The organism is Veillonella sp. 3310 (assembly GCF_003999875.1).
GTDB lineage: Bacteria > Bacillota > Negativicutes > Veillonellales > Veillonellaceae > F0422.
The window spans coordinates 143,251-159,680 of record NZ_RQVJ01000002.1; the positions used below are offsets into that span (position 1 = coordinate 143,251).

General features: G+C 40.5%; 16 protein-coding genes. 9 read left to right on the forward strand and 7 right to left on the reverse strand.

Annotated features, from left to right (window positions below; all coding sequences use genetic code 11):
* The first annotated feature begins 27 nt into the window (after positions 1-27).
* Together EO127_RS04190 and EO127_RS04195 are read left to right on the forward strand one after the other, a co-directional pair.
* Complete coding sequence (locus tag EO127_RS04190) at positions 28-753, forward strand: gamma-glutamyl-gamma-aminobutyrate hydrolase family protein (RefSeq protein WP_127448145.1); 726 nt, start codon at positions 28-30, stop codon at positions 751-753.
* A 1-nt stretch (position 754) separates the two neighbouring features.
* Entirely contained in the window at positions 755-2,080 is a 1,326-nt protein-coding gene (locus EO127_RS04195; RefSeq protein ID WP_127160322.1) for an APC family permease, read from the forward strand.
* Positions 2,081-2,127: 47 nt separating this feature from the next.
* Here EO127_RS04195 and EO127_RS04200 read toward each other — a convergent pair whose 3' ends face one another.
* A complete protein-coding gene (locus EO127_RS04200) occupies positions 2,128-3,024 on the reverse strand; it encodes a LysR family transcriptional regulator (RefSeq protein WP_127448146.1) in 897 nt (298 codons plus the stop codon).
* A 330-nt stretch (positions 3,025-3,354) separates the two neighbouring features.
* On the opposite strand from EO127_RS04200, the gene EO127_RS04205 reads away from it, so the two are divergent.
* Positions 3,355-4,743, forward strand: coding sequence for a cation:dicarboxylate symporter family transporter (locus EO127_RS04205; RefSeq protein ID WP_127448147.1), 1,389 nt, complete (start codon positions 3,355-3,357; stop codon positions 4,741-4,743).
* A gap of 108 nt (positions 4,744-4,851) precedes the next feature.
* Here EO127_RS04205 and EO127_RS04210 read toward each other — a convergent pair whose 3' ends face one another.
* Entirely contained in the window at positions 4,852-5,343 is a 492-nt protein-coding gene (locus EO127_RS04210; protein WP_127448148.1) for a hypothetical protein, read from the reverse strand.
* Positions 5,344-5,849: 506 nt separating this feature from the next.
* The gene (rbr, locus tag EO127_RS04215) at positions 5,850-6,398 is read right to left on the reverse strand and encodes a rubrerythrin (protein ID WP_127067947.1); all 549 of its coding nucleotides are present in this window, start codon (positions 6,396-6,398) and stop codon (positions 5,850-5,852) included.
* A gap of 522 nt (positions 6,399-6,920) precedes the next feature.
* On the opposite strand from rbr, the gene EO127_RS04220 reads away from it, so the two are divergent.
* From EO127_RS04220 to EO127_RS04240, 4 genes are all read left to right on the forward strand, one after another.
* Positions 6,921-7,127: a DUF951 domain-containing protein gene (locus EO127_RS04220; RefSeq protein ID WP_127067949.1), complete on the forward strand. Its 207-nt coding sequence runs from the start codon at positions 6,921-6,923 to the stop codon at positions 7,125-7,127.
* A gap of 44 nt (positions 7,128-7,171) precedes the next feature.
* On the forward strand, positions 7,172-8,200 hold the full coding sequence (gene selD, locus EO127_RS04225; protein WP_127448149.1) for a selenide, water dikinase SelD: 1,029 nt from the start codon (positions 7,172-7,174) through the stop codon (positions 8,198-8,200).
* On the forward strand, positions 8,190-9,062 hold the full coding sequence (gene yedF, locus EO127_RS08810) for a sulfurtransferase-like selenium metabolism protein YedF (protein ID WP_240646003.1): 873 nt from the start codon (positions 8,190-8,192) through the stop codon (positions 9,060-9,062). Before selD ends, yedF begins: the two co-directional genes overlap by 11 nt.
* Positions 9,063-9,128: 66 nt before the next feature.
* Complete coding sequence (locus EO127_RS04240; RefSeq protein WP_240646005.1) at positions 9,129-9,425, forward strand: DUF3343 domain-containing protein; 297 nt, start codon at positions 9,129-9,131, stop codon at positions 9,423-9,425.
* A gap of 238 nt (positions 9,426-9,663) precedes the next feature.
* Here EO127_RS04240 and ychF read toward each other — a convergent pair whose 3' ends face one another.
* Complete coding sequence (ychF, locus tag EO127_RS04245) at positions 9,664-10,770, reverse strand: redox-regulated ATPase YchF (protein ID WP_127448151.1); 1,107 nt, start codon at positions 10,768-10,770, stop codon at positions 9,664-9,666.
* A 140-nt stretch (positions 10,771-10,910) separates the two neighbouring features.
* Here ychF and EO127_RS08930 point away from each other — a divergent pair, with 140 nt between their 5' ends.
* Positions 10,911-10,994: a putative holin-like toxin gene (locus EO127_RS08930; RefSeq protein ID WP_371412857.1), complete on the forward strand. Its 84-nt coding sequence runs from the start codon at positions 10,911-10,913 to the stop codon at positions 10,992-10,994.
* A gap of 280 nt (positions 10,995-11,274) precedes the next feature.
* On the opposite strand, the gene EO127_RS04250 is transcribed toward EO127_RS08930, so the two are convergent.
* The 3 genes from EO127_RS04250 to EO127_RS04260 all read right to left on the reverse strand — a co-directional run bounded on the left by EO127_RS04250 (position 11,275) and on the right by EO127_RS04260 (position 15,137).
* A complete protein-coding gene (locus EO127_RS04250; protein ID WP_127448152.1) occupies positions 11,275-12,249 on the reverse strand; it encodes a diaminopimelate dehydrogenase in 975 nt (324 codons plus the stop codon).
* Between the two features lie 158 nt (positions 12,250-12,407).
* Positions 12,408-13,637, reverse strand: a complete 1,230-nt coding sequence (locus EO127_RS04255) for an LL-diaminopimelate aminotransferase (RefSeq protein WP_127448153.1) — start codon at positions 13,635-13,637, stop codon at positions 12,408-12,410.
* 162 nt (positions 13,638-13,799) lie between these two features.
* Positions 13,800-15,137, reverse strand: a complete 1,338-nt coding sequence (locus EO127_RS04260; protein ID WP_127448154.1) for an MATE family efflux transporter — start codon at positions 15,135-15,137, stop codon at positions 13,800-13,802.
* 256 nt (positions 15,138-15,393) lie between these two features.
* Here EO127_RS04260 and EO127_RS04265 point away from each other — a divergent pair, with 256 nt between their 5' ends.
* The gene (locus EO127_RS04265; protein ID WP_164742284.1) at positions 15,394-16,200 is read left to right on the forward strand and encodes an ADP-ribosylglycohydrolase family protein; all 807 of its coding nucleotides are present in this window, start codon (positions 15,394-15,396) and stop codon (positions 16,198-16,200) included.
* Positions 16,201-16,430: the final 230 nt, after the last annotated feature.

Consider the following 16,430-nt stretch of genomic DNA (forward strand, 5'->3'; position numbering starts at 1 on the left):
CTATATTAGTAAGGAGAGGTGTTACTTATGAAACAACCATTAATCGGTATCTCAGGTTCTCATATGATTGACCAAGGCGGTCCATTTCCGGGATATAAACGATCCTATGTGAATGATGATTATGTGCAGTCTGTATTAGAAGCAGGCGGCATTCCTGTGATTATTCCATTCCAAGAAGATGAAGCCACATTGAAAGCATTGGTGGAACGCTTAGATGGTCTCATTCTTTCTGGTGGTCATGATATTGCCCCACAATTCTATGGAGAAGAACCAGAGCGTGGATTAGGCGCTATTTGGCCAGAACGAGATATTTTTGATATGCGTTTATTAGCCTATGCAAAAGAATACAAGCTTCCTATTATGGGGATTTGCCGTGGACATCAAATTATCAATGTAGCTCATAAAGGTTCCTTATATCAAGACTTACCTGCCTTTGCTACGATTAAGCATTCCCAAAATCAAACAGCAGGATTACCAACTCACTCTATGGTGATTGAAAAGGATTCCAAATTATTTGGTATCTTAGACTCTGATACAGTCATGGTTAACTCTCATCACCACCAAATTGTGAAAGAAGTAGGCGAAGGATTACGTGTAGTAGGTCGTGCAAAAGATACCGTAGTAGAAGCTATGGAAGGCATTGACTATCCATACCTACGTACGTATCAATTCCACCCAGAAATGATGCGTCATACAGAGTTGAATGCAGCGATTTTCAAAGACTTTGTAGAAGCAGCTAAGAAAGAGGCTTAATATGGAACAAAAAGATAGTAAATTTGGCTTTTGGAGCATCGTTCTCCTCGGTATTAACGCCATTGTAGGAACAGGGATTTTCTTATTGCCGAATAAAGCATATGCTCTTATGGGTCCAGCGAGTTTAGGGGTGCTGTTATTTGATGCATTCCTTGCTATTTGTATTGCTCTATGCTTTGCTGAAGTAGCGGGATTCTTTACTCGTAATGGAGGACCCTATTTATACGCCAAACATTCCTTAGGTGACTTTTGGGGATTTGAAGTAGGCGTTCTTAAATGGATTGTGGTGCTCATCGCTTGGGCCGTTATGGCAGTAGGATTTGCGACAGCCTTGGGGGCAGCGATTCCGGCGCTATCTGGTGACTTTATGAAAGATGTCATCGCCACGATTATCATCGTTTTATTAACAGTGATTAATATTATTGGCGTTAACATGACTAAAATTCTGAACAACTTGATTACCGTATCTAAGTTAGTACCTCTATTTGCATTTATTGTGATCGGATTATTTGCTATTAATGGAACGAATTTTACACCGTTTGTACCAGATTTTGTGGAACTTTCAGATGGAGGCGTATCGGGCGCATTTGCAGCTACTGCGATATTGCTATTCTTCGCTTACACTGGATTTGAAGCCATTGCGGTTGCCGCAGAAGATATGGAAAATCCTAAAAAGAATTTGCCTCGTGCCATCATTACGGTCATGATCATCGTATCTGTGCTATATATGTTGGTATTGGCAGTATGTATCGGTATTATGGGTGATAGCCTTGCTAATGATAAAGCACCATTGCAAACAGCATTTGGTCAAATTATGGGCCCATGGGGCATGTATTTCGTGCTAGCTGGTACATTATTATCTATGGGTGGCATTAACATTGCTCAATCTTTCTTGGGGCCTCGTATTGCAACATCATTGGCAGAAGATGGTATGTTACCAAGCATCCTAGCAAAACGTACGAGTTGGGGTACACCAGTTGTAGCATGTATTGTGACAGGTGTATTTAGCTTATTACTAGCATGGAGCGGTAGCTTTGTTCAGTTGGCAGCCATCAGTGCCGTATCTCGGTTTACACAGTATTTACCAACTTGTGTTTCTGTCATTATTTTCCGTAAAAAATGGGCTCATAAAGAGCGCCCATACAAAATTCCAGGAGGTATTATTATCCCTGTAATTGCCATCATTACATCTCTTTGGATGCTGGCACAAGCAAAACCTAATCAATTGATTTGGGGCCTTGGTGGTTGTATTATTATCTTGCCATTGTATTTCTTATATTTAAATAAGAAAAAACGAGGCTTAATTAAAGAAACAGAAGAATTATAATCGGATATGAAAAAAAGGGTCCTTCGGGACCCTTTTGTATTACTATATTATTCTCCAGAATGAGCTTTGTAGAATTCTAAGAATTGTTGTGCCACCATAGATAAAGGTTGACCTTTAATGGTGATAAATGCTTTATAGAATGTATTTGTCAGTTCTGTTAACTTAATACGTGTCATATCTGGATGAGATACTGTTTCTTGAGCATCCATAGGAATGATAGCTATGGTACGTCCTGACTGAGCCCATTCAATGGCAGAACTCTTCGTGGTAGTCACAGAAATGACATTAAGAGAAGAGAAGTCGTTATGATGAGCTTGCATGAGCATCCGTACGGAACCACCAGATAGACTAAGAGGACACTTGGAAATATCTTTCCAAGAAATACTTTCTAAGTCACGGTCTGTCCAAAATAAATCTTTTCTAAAGAGCGCATATAGATCCTCTGCTTGTGTGTAGAGAACATCAAATTTGTTAGAATCTACCATTTGTTCATTGCATAATCCAATTTCAGCGCTGCCATTCAATAAAGATTCGGTTACATCTGTCATTAGTCCTTCATAAATTTCATAACGAACGACAGGATATTGGCGCGAAAAGAAATGCAAATATTGTTGAATTAAAGCGGTAGACCTTGAAGCAGAGGAGGCAATGCGTAAGGTGCCTTCTACTTCCGAACTAAGTCTTTTTACATCGGCATAGGTAGATTCTTCGATGGAGCATAATTGCTGCGCTTTTTCATAAAAAATACGGCCTGCTTCCGTAAGGTGAAAGCTGGATCCGCGTTGACCGCGTTTGATCACTAATAGGGGGGTACCAAATTCTGCTTCTAAGTACTTGAGCTGCTTACTTAAAGCTGGTTGTGTAATATGCAGTATCTCTGCTGCTTGAGTCATATTCCCCGTTTGTACTAAGATGATAAAATTATAATAGTAAGATGTATCCATGGTATCCTCCTAAACAAAAGTAGTCAGATGTCATGTTAGATCAATTCTATTCATGGGCGCACATCATCGTACAATAGATCTCTTATTGTTAACCTTTACTACTCTATTGTACTATAAATTTTATAATTCGTCTCCTATATTTATTAAGTAATAGTGTTAATTATTGTCTGCTATATGAATATAATGCATGGATATAAACCTATATAAGAAGTAGGATATAGACAAAAGTATATTGAGAATGGTATAATAAGGCGTATTGTTGCCTGTATAGTACAGGGACGTAAAAGTAAATTGGACTATAGTTTGGTCTGGAAAGGATGGAGAATTTGTATGGATATGCCATTTTTTACACAATTTCTCATGATTAGCGATCCTATGACGATCGGCGTACTCGTGCTATTTGTTATCGCCTTAGGATATGTCTATTTTCTTCAAAAAAGAAACGTTCACTTCGGCACACTAGTAATGATTGCCACAGTAGTGGGTGCTGTACTAGGGGTTGCAGTGCAGTTGATTGCAGGATTTCCTAAAAATCCAATGGACGTGGTGTTCATTAAGGAAAGCACGAAGTGGTTCTCTCTGATTGGGGGAGGATTTATTGATTTAATCCGTATGCTTGTTATTCCTGTGGTATTTATTTCCATTGTTCATGTTATCTTACATATGGATACGAACGCAAACTTAAAACGCCTTGTATCTTCCACAGGTATAGTTGCCTTAGTCATGGTAGGTATTGCGGCTATCGTGGGCTTGGTATTAGGTACAGTAACAGGATTAGGTGAAGGCACATTAGCGGTTGTAGGCGATTCTAAAATGCGTGAAGTGAAACCAGTGGTTGACACACTACGTGCCTTGATTCCGTCCAACCCTGTGAATGCTATGGCGCAAACGAATGTCATCGCCATCGTAGTATTCGGTGTTATCATCGGTGGCATTGCTCGATTGGCTAAACAACATGGGGCTACTGATTTACAAGTTATCACAAAATTATTTGATGAAGCCTATACTGTGATTTTCTGGGTAGCTGATTTCATCATTGGTTTGATGCCTTACGGTGTGGTTGCTCTATTGGCAACTACATTAGCGCAAAAAGGATTTGGTGCTATTGCGGATATGGCATTGTTCATTGTGCTGATCTATGTAGGCGTAGTGATTATGTTACTTGTACAAGCCGTATTATTAACACTATTCGGTGTGAGCCCTATTATGTACTTCCGCAAGGCAAAAGAAGCGTTAATTTTGGCTTTCACATCTCGTTCTAGTATGGGCGTATTGCCATTAACAGTAGAAACATTAACTAAAAAATTAGGTGTTAATCCTGCTACTGCGAATACAGTAGCAAGTTTCTGTACTACAGCAGGCATGCAAGGTTGTGCGGGCATTTTCCCAGCATTGTGTATCATCTACATTGCTCGTGTGTCTGGCGTGCCATTAGATTTCACAATGTATGTAATGAGTGTAATCGTTATTGCATTGGGCTCCTTAGGGATTGCTGGCGTACCTGGTACGGCGACTATGGCAGCATCTGTTTCCTTATCTGGTACAGGTATGGGTGCATTCTTTGGGTCTATTTCTCCAATCTTAGCAGTCGATCCTATCGTTGATATGGGACGTACGATGTTAAATGTAAGCGGTTCCATGACAAATGCAATTGTGGTGGATAGATTACAAGGAACTTTTGATCAAGAAGCATTTAATGATACAAAAACAATTCGATAAGGTATAAGTAATGCCATAGATACAGGATGTATCTATGATGAAAGTACTGAGAAATAAATAAAAGGCTGTAGCCTACTGATTTGCAGGGGCTACAGCCTATTTGTATATTTACCAGCGATCAACGCCAAGATGTTTTTCCATGCGGCGCATCATGCGTGCGAAAGCGTCATCATCTTCTTTCTTTTGAGATTTTGTTTCCTCAGCTACAGGAATGATATTGTTAGATGTGATAATTACTGTATCTCCGAAGGAATGGTATGTATGACTACCTACACGTTTAGTTTGGGAGTAGCTTTCATCGTAAGAGTATGGTTCTACACGATCTTTATGGAAGAAGTCGTCCTTATTATATTCACGTACACCCGCGTTGTAAGCATCGATAGCGGCACGTTTTTTAGTAATCAACATTTGAATTACTGCATCTGTATCGGCTAAGTAATCCTCTAGATCCTTTGTATAGGCCTTCATATCTTCCGTAGATGCCATTTTGAAAGACACAGGTTTATGTTCTCCCTGAAAACTAGGATAATTAATGGATGCAGCAAAAGCGGAAGAGCCGATAGTCATGGCTAGGGTTGTTAATAGTAATGCACGTTTCATAAGCGTCTCCTTCTTAGTATCTAGTGTATAAATCTTAATTAGGTATCTCCTATTAGTAGGTTACCCAGAGTATATTATATGCTATTTCAAGGCTTTCATAGGGAGGGTAAACTATGAATTAACATATAATTAGAAGCATAGGAGTTAGAACTAATTTAGTGTATCCTATCATCTGTAACTAAAGTATATCTTACTAATATGAAGAGAAGATGATGAATACTAAAAGATAGTTATCTCGGCTACATAGAGAATATCCATGAACTTATATAGATTAGCATACAAAAAAGCGACTGTTTTCACAGTCGCTTTAGTATACCTATACTAGCTCTAACCCACTTGGGATGATGTATATGTAATTTGACCCACTTGGGTAGATATCATTACTACTTAGTATATTGTGTATATCAGGCACTTGCCTTTAGAACTACTTAGTTCTTATGTTGATTGGTTTGTATCACTTGATACAGTTGTATAGTACTTATCTAAGAAACCACTCGGTTTACTAATTAGATAAGAGTTTCTCCGTGTTGAGAGAAGAATGCTTGTGGATGAGCACATACTGGGCAAAGTTTAGGAGCTTCTTCACCGATGTGGATGTAACCACAGTTAGCACAGATCCAAGCAACTGGTTGTTCACGTTTGAACACTGTACCGCCTTCAACAGCTGTTACAAGGTCAAGGTAACGTTCTTCGTGACGAGCTTCGATAACACCAACTTGTTCGAATAAGTAAGCGATTTTAGCGAAACCTTCTTCTTTTGCAACTTTAGCAAATTCTGGGTACATTACAGTGTGTTCGTAGTGTTCACCAGCAGCAGCGTCTTTTAAGTTGATCGCTACGTCAGCGTTTACATCGCCACCGTGTAATAATTTGAACCATACTTTAGCATGAGCGGATTCGTTGATTGCTGTTTCTTCGAAGTAATCAGCGATTTTGTTCATACCAGCTTTGCGAGCTGCACTTGCATAGTATGTATATTTACGGTTAGCTTGAGATTCACCAGCGAATGCTGCTTGAAGATTTTTTTCTGTTTGAGTACCTTTTAATTCTGGCATTTTCTTTCCTCCATGTACTTTACATAGTTGTAATAAAATAAATACTTATTTGTATAGTGGGCTTGTTCACCTGAACAAGTCCCTATTGATTTCGTTACTTAACGAATAATCATTGTTGATTACATTATAGACTATGAAAATGAGAAATGCAAGTCTTTTTTTAGAAAATTTTAAAAATTTTTTATAAATGATAAAGCCTCTCAATCGGCTTTGTTATCGCATTTATAGCTATTTAATTCCCTATGAAAATAAGGGGATTATACAGAATAGAAATTGAGAATCGAACTCAAAAGATAAAACCATAATGATAATATATAGAAAACCCTCTATTTATAGGCTTTCCTAGATAGGAAGAAGAAACGGGTGCTTATGAGATACTACTAAGTGATACTAGTCATCAATGGTACTGGTATATTTGTATAAGATAGAGGAGAAACTTTTACAAATGCACATAGGGCCCTATAGAGAAATATAAAGTTAGATGATATACTATACACATAATCATGAAAATAGGAGGTGCCTATGGGATTTGTAAAATACCAAGTAGGTGATGTGGTACAAATGAAGAAACCCCATCCTTGTGGTAGTCAGAATTGGGAGATTAAACGAACTGGCGTTGACTTCGTAACAGTCTGTGAAGGCTGTGGGCATCAAGTGATGATACCACGACCTAAGTTTGAAAAGAATGTAAAAAAGATAGTATCCAGAAAAGAAGCAACAGAAGAATAAGATGTGTTCGTATATCAGTATAGTTTTCTAGGAGAGGGATATCTATGGTTGATTTAACGAAATATGCAGCCAAGGGTGGTTGCGCGTGTAAGATTGGGCCTCATATCTTAGCGGATGTGTTACAACATATGCTGATGCCTACGCATCCAGCTGTATTGACCGATGCGTCTGGTATGGAAGATGCTGGGGTGTATCAAATTAATGATAGTCAAGCCATTGTACAGACGGTGGATTTTTTTACACCTCCAGTGGCAGATCCTAGACTCTTTGGTAGAGTGGCGGCGTGTAATAGCCTAAGCGATGTATATGCTATGGGTGGTACTCCTATCTCAGCGCTGAATATTGTAGGCTTTCCGGTGCCTTTAGTGAAAGAAGGTGTCCTTCGTGAGGTATTAGAAGGTGCCAATGAGGTCTTACTAGAGACGGGAGTAGCTCTTCTTGGTGGTCACAGTATCGAAAATGAAGTGCCTGTTTTTGGGATGGCTGTGACAGGTCTCATCGATCCTCGTCATATTTGGACCAATGGGGATGCTCGAGTTGGTGATGTGCTGATTCTATCTAAACCGATTGGGACCGGAATTATGAACACGGCTGCAAAAGGTGGCGTATTCCCTGAAGGTGTGCAGGAAGCTATGCAAAGCATGGGGACGATTAATAAAGGGGCTCGAGATGTGGCTGCACAGTTTGCCGTTCATGGCTGTACGGATATTACAGGATTTAGTTTAATTGGTCATGTATCTGAAATGGCAAAAGCCAGTGGAACTTCTATTGAACTCTATGCGGAGCAAATTCCTCTATTTACCGATGTATTAGAGGCTGCTCGTATGGGCCTCGTCCCTGCAGCGACGTATGGAAATCGCAAGGCTTTAGGTGATCAAGCAGAATTCGAGGACTACTTAGATCCTGTATGGAGTGATATTTGCTTCGACCCGCAAACATCGGGTGGTTTATTATTTGCGTGTTCTGAAAGTGAAGGGAAACAGCTACTTTCAAAGTTACAAGAAAAAGGTTTACAGGCTGCACAGATTGGCCGTGTCATTCAGGAAGGAAGGAAACAAGTATATGTCAAATAAAGAAGTAACTATAGATATGCGAGGTCAAGTATGCCCAGCACCAGTGATTGAAGCGAAAAAGGCGATGGATGCCGATGCAAATACGTATGTAAAAGTCATCGTTGATAATGACGTGAGTCGTGACAATGTGGTGAAATTAGGGGAATACCGAGGCTATGAAAACCATGTGTTAGAGCAAGAAGGAAATTACATTGTGGTATTGATTCCGCCTACAGCAGTGAAAGAGGAAGTGGCTGCGGTTAGTGCTGTGAATATTCAAACATCGAATGATCTAGAAGACCTAGATTTGGAAGATATTTTTGAAAATGAATTTGCCGCACCTTTAGGAAAGGTCGTAACGAATACAACGATTGCTGGTGGGGAAGCTCCGTTTTATATGACGAATGGAACCGGTAGTCTAGAACGTAGTATTGCAGCCTATGAAAAAACAAAAGCAGAAAAAGCGGCTATGGGTGCGCCAATTAGTCAAGATACAGTGCCACCTGAATTGATGGGAGCCGTGGTGCCTTCTGTGCCAACCGCTTCTATGGGTGGTAAAGTGTTGCTATTCACGAAGGATTATTTAGGTGAAGGTAGTGAAGAGTTAGGCCGCAACTTGATGAAAACATTCATCTATGTATTGACGGAAACGGATGTGAAACCCAAAGCCATCTATTGCATCAATAGTGCTGTTAAAATGCTTGTAGAAGGGTCTGAACATATTGAAAACTTCAAAGTCTTAGAAGCTGCAGGCGTGACTGTAAGTGGTTGTGGTATTTGCTTAGACTTTTATGGGGTAAAAGATAAAGTACAAGTGGGCACTATTACCAATCTCTATGCTATTACTGAAAGCATGATGCAAGAACCATTTGTTACATTGTAATTAGATGCGTGGTGACACTGACAGATATAACTGGAGAGATTGCATGAGGGATAGGGGGTGTCTGCTTTGGAAGTAATTAGTCAACAGCTTAAGATACCTATAGATAAGGTATCACCAAAAATACTTATTCTATTTAGTTCTTACTATTTTGCAGATAAAGCAGATAAAACGCTAGGGCAATATACAGTGCCTCATCAGTTGATGCCAGTGCCACCAGAACTATCCAGCGCTTGTGGGCTATCTATTGGTATAAAAGAAGAATACATAGAAGAAGTGCTACGTATCTTTGAAGTAGAAAAAATAACCCCTTCTCATATGTATTATTATGAAAAGGGGAAAGAACCGATAGAATACAAGCAGTGATGTTATTAACATGGGCGCTGAGAAATATTTTTGACATAGGTATATATAGAAAAGCTAGGCGCACTCAAAGAAGTGTACCTAGCTTTTTGCTATGGATAGCGTTGTGGATATGTAAGAATTTTATAATAGCTAAGCAGATTATGTGAAATAGCATATAAGGTGTTGCATCTAAAAAGGCATATACAGGTGTATTCTCATCGGGGGGATACTGTATATGCCTTATGTGTTACTATGGTAATTATACGTTGAAACGGAAATGTGTTACATCGCCGTCTTTCATGATATAGTCTTTACCTTCTAGGCGAACAAGACCTTTTTCTTTGGCAGCATTTTGGCTACCGCAAGCTTCTAAATCGTCAAAAGATACGATCTCTGCACGAATGAAGCCTTTTTCGATATCGGAGTGGATTTTACCAGCTGCTTGAGGAGCTTTTGTACCTTCCACGATAGTCCAAGCGCGAGCTTCCATTTCGCCAGCTGTAAAGTAGTTAATTAAACCCAATAAGGAATAACTAGCTTTGATTAATTTTGTTAAGCCACTTTCTTCTAACCCAAGGTCAGCTAAGAAAGCCGTTGCTTCTTCGTCGGATAATTCAGCAATTTCAGATTCAATGCGAGCAGATACCACAACTACGCCAGAACCTTCTTTGGCTGCGTATTCTTCTACTTGTTTGACGAATTCGTTGCCAGAGTAATCGGATACTTCGTCTTCTCCTACATTGGCTACATATAAAGATTTTTTTGCTGTCAATAGTGTTAAATCTTTTAAAATATCTAATTCATCTTCTGTTAAGCCTTGGGCACGAACAGGGATGGCATCTCCTAATGCAGCAGATACTTTTTCTAAAATAGGAGCTTCCACACGAGCATCTTTATCGCCAGATTTTGCTAACTTAGCAATACGTTGTAAGCGCTTGTCTACGCTTTCAAGGTCAGCTAAGCAAAGTTCAGTGTTGATAATTTCAATATCACGAACAGGATCTACAGAGCCTGCCACATGTGTGATGTTAGGGTCATCAAAACAACGGATAACTTGAGCGATGGCATCAACTTGGCGGATATGGCTCAAGAATTTGTTGCCTAAACCTTCCCCTTTGGAAGCGCCAGCTACTAAGCCTGCAATGTCTACAAATCGCATGGCAGCAGGTAAGATGCGTTTAGAACCGAACATCTCAGCTAACACAGCTAATCGAGCGTCTGGTACGTCAACAACACCTACATTTGGTTCAATCGTACAGAATGGGTAGTTTGCCGCTTCTGCGCCAGCTTTTGTAATAGCATTAAACAATGTACTTTTTCCGACATTTGGAAGGCCTACAATGCCTACTTCTAAATTTGTGCTCATTGGTGGGTAACTCCTTTGTTAATTGCGAAAAAATATCGAAGTAATATAAACGGTATGTATAATTTGTGATATACTATAAATAAGAGAGCTTCCAACGTGAGTTGGGCTCATCTCTTCCTACTCTGGGAGGAGGTGATACTATGACACCATTTGAAATCGTATCTTTACTGATACAGTTTGGAATGTTAGTTGTAGCAATTTTGACTTATCGTAAAAGTAAGTAAAATGCCTAACGATATAAGGTTTCGCGTACCTTAACACGTTAGGCATTTCGATTTTTGATACGTTTCGAGATGAGCTTAACGCCTAGTACACGTTATGGGCTCTCTTTTTTACAGTCCTAGTATACCATAATTGCATACTACCTGCCAATAGATTTGTAGAAAATATAAAAATAGAGGAACGTTGATATTTCTTGATCGACGTTCCTCTATTTTATTTGACGCTATTTTGTTACAGCCTCGTATATCTCATGAAAGGAGATACTATTGTCAAACGTACATCTTATAGATAATGGGCACGTAATTCTTCAGCAGATTTTGGGGATAACCAAGCTGGTGCAATGTCGAATACTGTGAAAGCACCACGACCGCCATGTGCTGCTAAGCGATGTACGCCACGAGCAAAGGCAACAAGTACAGCACCAGTGAACTCAGGGTTAGAATCTAATTGTAAGCCGAATTCGTAGATGTGTTTTGTGCCTGTTGTAGTTTCGCCGCTGCGGATGACAAGACCACCGTGAGGGATGCCTTTGTGGTTCGCATCTAATTCTTCTTGGGAAATGAATGTCACTGTTGTTTCATAACCAACGAAGTAGTTAGGCATGGTTTTAATTTCGTTTTCAATGCGAGCTGCATCAGCGCCTTCTTCAAGCACTACATAGCATTCGCGAAGGTGAGAAGAAGTCGCTGTGACTTCAGGAGTTTCACCATTGCGGATAGCGGAGATGATCTCTTGTTTAGGTACAGTGTATTGACGAGCATCTGCTACGCCTTCGATACGACGGATTGCATCGGAATGACCTTGAGATACGCCACGGCCCCAGAATGTGTAGGAATCGCCTTGTGGTAAGATGCTTTCAGCGTATACACGTTGCAAGGAGAACATGCCAGGGTCCCAACCGCAAGAAATTAAAGCAGCAGTGCCAGCTTCTTGTGCTACTTTACGTACGTTTTCGAAATGCTCAGGGATACGAGCGTGTGTATCGAAACTATCGATGACGTTAAAATGAGCTGCGATAGCTGGAGTTTGATCGATTAGGTCTGTGGCACTACCACCGCATAATACCATGACATCGATTTTGCCTTTGAAAGATTCAACTTCTTCCATAGTGTAGCTAGGTACGCCACTGACAGTTTGCAAACCAGAACGGCGAGAGAATATACCGACTAATTCCATATCTGGTTGTAATGCTACAGCCGCTTCTACGCCGCGACCAAGGTTGCCGTATCCAACGATACCAATACGAATGTTGCTCATGTTACTTCCTTTCGTGAAAGTCTATACTTTCATAATGATAAAAGTGTACGAACTGTAATGATCTTACAGTATATGTATGAAATGATGAAGGGAATTAATCTCCCTTGTATTTGTATCTATCATTATAGCGAAAAATTCCCATAGAGAAAAGGGGGATTTTAAAATTGTAGTGTTTTAATACGTTCTACGGCACGAAGTGTATTTTCACGGCTGCCAAAGGCAGTTAAGCGTAAATAACCTTCACCTTCCGGACCAAAACCAGAACCAGGAGTGCTCACAATGTGTACTTTTTCTAATAAAGTGTCGAATAAGTCCCAGCTACTCATGCCAGCAGGAGCTTGGATCCAAATGTATGGAGCATCAACGCCACCAAATACAGTAAGACCAATAGCTTCTAAGCCTTCACGAATGATGCGAGCGTTTTCCATGTAATAAGCGATGTGCTCTTTGATTTGGGCACGACCTTCTGGTGTGTAAACAGCAGCAGCACCACGTTGGATGATGTAAGGAACACCGTTGAATTTTGTTGTTTGGCGACGATTCCACATAGGATTTAGAGGAACACGCTTGCCTTCTGCATTTTTAGCCGTTACTTCATGAGGAACTACTGTGTAGGCGCAACGAGTGCCAGTGAATCCAGCTGTTTTAGAGAAAGATCTGAATTCAATAGCCACTTCACGAGCGCCTTCGATTTCATAAATAGAACGAACTGTATCCGTAGAAGTGATGAAAGCTTCGTAAGCAGAGTCGAACATCAAAATCGCTTCGTTTTCTTTACACCATTGCACCCATTCTGCTAAGCGAGCGCGGCTTAATACAGTACCAGTTGGATTGTTAGGGCAGCAAAGGTATACGATATCTACTCGCTCTTTTGGAAATGCAGGAGAGAAGTTGTTCTCTGCATTCGTTGGTAGGTATACCACTTTTTCATAAATGCCATCGATAGCTTTGCCAGTACGACCGCCCATGACATTGGAATCTAGGTATACAGGATATACAGGGTCGGTGATTGCAATGATGTTATCTTCGGAGAAAATTTCTTGGATGTTACCCACATCAGATTTTGCTCCGTCAGATATGAATATTTCATCCGGTTGGATTGTGATACCTAGGGGAGCGTAATCGCCTTCAGCGATAGCATTGCGCAAGAAATCGTAGCCTTGTTCAGGGCCGTAGCCACGGAATGTGTCGGCAGATCCCATTTCATCTACTGCTGCGTGCATAGCTTCAATGACAGCTGGTACGAGGGGACGTGTCACATCACCAATGCCAAGGCGAATGATGTCTGCCTCAGGATGGCTTTCTTTGAAAGCTTCTACTTTACGAGCAATATTAGCGAATAAATAAGAACCTTGTAGGTTTTCATAATTTGGATTTACAGTAGCCATAGGAGCTCCTTATCTTAAAATATAACAATAGTAATCTATAGAGAAGTAAAGGCCCTTCATGAGAACCTTTAATTTGCATCTCTATATTCTATAGTATTAATAGCAATATGTCAAAGCAAAAAACAGGACCGCTTTAAGAACGGTCCTGTAAAGGTTACATAGTTATATTGTTAATAGGGTTTGCTGTACTTTCCGCAAACGATACATATAGCACAAGGCAGCGGTCGAGGTACTAGTTAATAATCCAATCCATACAGAATAGGGACCGAAGTCTGTGAATAAGAAGCAAAGATAGGCCACAGGGACAGTCACGCCCCAGTATGTGCCGATAGCAATAATAGATACGCTTGTTACATCTCGATAGGCGCGTAGCACTCCTTGCAGAGGGGTGCCTAAGGCATCGATAATAGTGAAGAATACGGCGTAAGAAATGAAACTTTCAATTAAAGGAATCATGTGCTCCTCATTGGTGAACAGTCCTGCCAAGTAATCGATGTGCGTAAAAGAGTAGGTGCCAATGCAAAGGGCGATAAAGATAGCTACGCCACGAGTGATCCATGTGTATGTGACGGCCTGCTCGTATCGTTTGGCGCCTAATTCATAGGCGATGACAATGGTAGAAGCCATGCTCAAGCTAAGAGGAAATGAGAAAGTAACACCTAGGAAGCTAGCTGCAGCTTGATGGGCTGCAATGATGTCCGTGCCGAAGTTGGCCATGGAAATACCAGCGGCACTGAAAATGCTAATCTCAGCAAAGATAGATAATCCAATAGGAATACCTAAGGACAATTGGTCTCGAATGAGTACCCAACTAGGCCCTGTGAAAGAGGACCAAAAATGATAGTGTTTAAACTTCTTGTGATATGTAATCATTCCAAGATAACAGAACATCATATACCAATAGGCGATGACTGTTGCGATGCCGGCACCGAAGCCACCGAAGGCAGGAATAGGGCCGAGACCTGGAATAAAGATAGCGTTACCGATGGACTGAATTAATACGCTACTGCTAATAATGTATAAAGAATAGCGTGTATTGCCATGAGCGTCGATGATGTAGCGGAAAGCGGACATGATCATCATGGCGGGAAAGGCGACGCACATTGCATACATATATTGCAGACATACTGTTTTAGCGGCGGGTTCAATGCCGAGTATGTCTAGTAAAGGAGAAAGACCGCTGACGGTGGCTATAATAAGACATGTTGCGAAGATAAGTCCTAGGTATACATTTTGCCACATAATAGAAGCAATAGATTCTGTTTTTTTAGCTCCTAAAGCGTGAGATACGATAGGAGTGACTCCTAGAAGAATACCAGTGAGACCAAAAAAGGCTGCTACCCATAAATTATAGCCCATAGCCATGCCGGCTAGATCCACTGTACTATATTGCCCCGTTAAGGTGACAGCTACAAAGCTGCCGAGAATTAATGAAACTTGTGTTGCTGTGACGGGGGCGGCCACTAAACAAAAGTGTTTAATCATCGAAAGTAAAGACATAGTGCCTCCCAAAACAAACTTACTTACATTTTTAATATTGTTAATAACATTTAATTTTATCACTAAATATACTTCATGTCTATGACTATCGGGAGGTATTGTCTCATAAAAGGATATGGTATATAATGATGACAATTCAGTTATATCAATGGGTATAACGTGGTATGTTGCATAGAAAATATAGAAGTATATAATTTTTGCATAGAACTATATTTTTAATGCAACTGTTATGGTGGAGACACCAGAAAGGAGTTATATGTTAGGAGCAATCATTGGTGATATGGCAGGCTCTATCTATGAGTTTGATAATATCAAAAGCCGAGATTTTGAGTTCTTATCAGAACAATGTGAGCCTACAGATGATTCAATTTTAACATGTGCTATTGCACGGGCTTTGATGGATGTAAAAGGAAGGGGGACACGGCTAGAACGAGTGACTATGTTTCGCATGAAAGAATATTTTCTTGCCAATCCGTTACCAATGGGTGGATTTGGAGCGAAGTTTTTTCAATGGGCTTTGTCGGATGTAACTGAACCTTATGGTAGTTGGGGTAATGGAGCAGCTATGCGTATTAGCCCTGTAGCGTATGTAGCGAATACGGAAGTGGAGGCCAAACTGCTCAGTCGGATTGTCACAGGTACGACTCACAATGATCCAGAAGGATTAAAAGGGGGAGAGGTGATAGCGTTAGCCGTGTTCAAAGCATTGCATGGAGCGACGAAAGAGGAAATCCAAAAGATGGTAAAATCCTACTATCCAGGTGACTACAGTGTGGAAGAACTGCACAGGACGTATACGTTTGAGCCAAGCTGTCAGAAAACTGTGCTGGAAGGCATGCAGTGTTTCTTTGAAAGTGAAGATTATGAATCGGCTATCCGCAATGTGATGTACATCGGTGGTGATTGCGATACATTAGGTGCTATTGTTGGTGCTGTAGCAGGTGCTTATTATGGTATTCCAAAATGGATACAAGAAAAAGCCTTGTCAATGATGCCAGACTACATGGTGGAAGATTATGAAGATTTTAAGACCATGTATATGGACAAAGAAAAAACCCTCTAAAGCTAGCGCTGGACACGCATATTGCCTTTGAGGGTATGATGCAAGGGGCCGGAATCCCCATGCAATTGTATTGTACCATGTGAAAGGCAATGACGATAGAGAGAAAATAAAAAAAGAACCTGCCCGCCGGCAGGTTCTTTTTTAGGATGATGATGTACGCCCATACAAAATCATGACAACTATATCAACACTTTGAGTGCTAATACCATAATGGTAAGTTCACTTGTCCA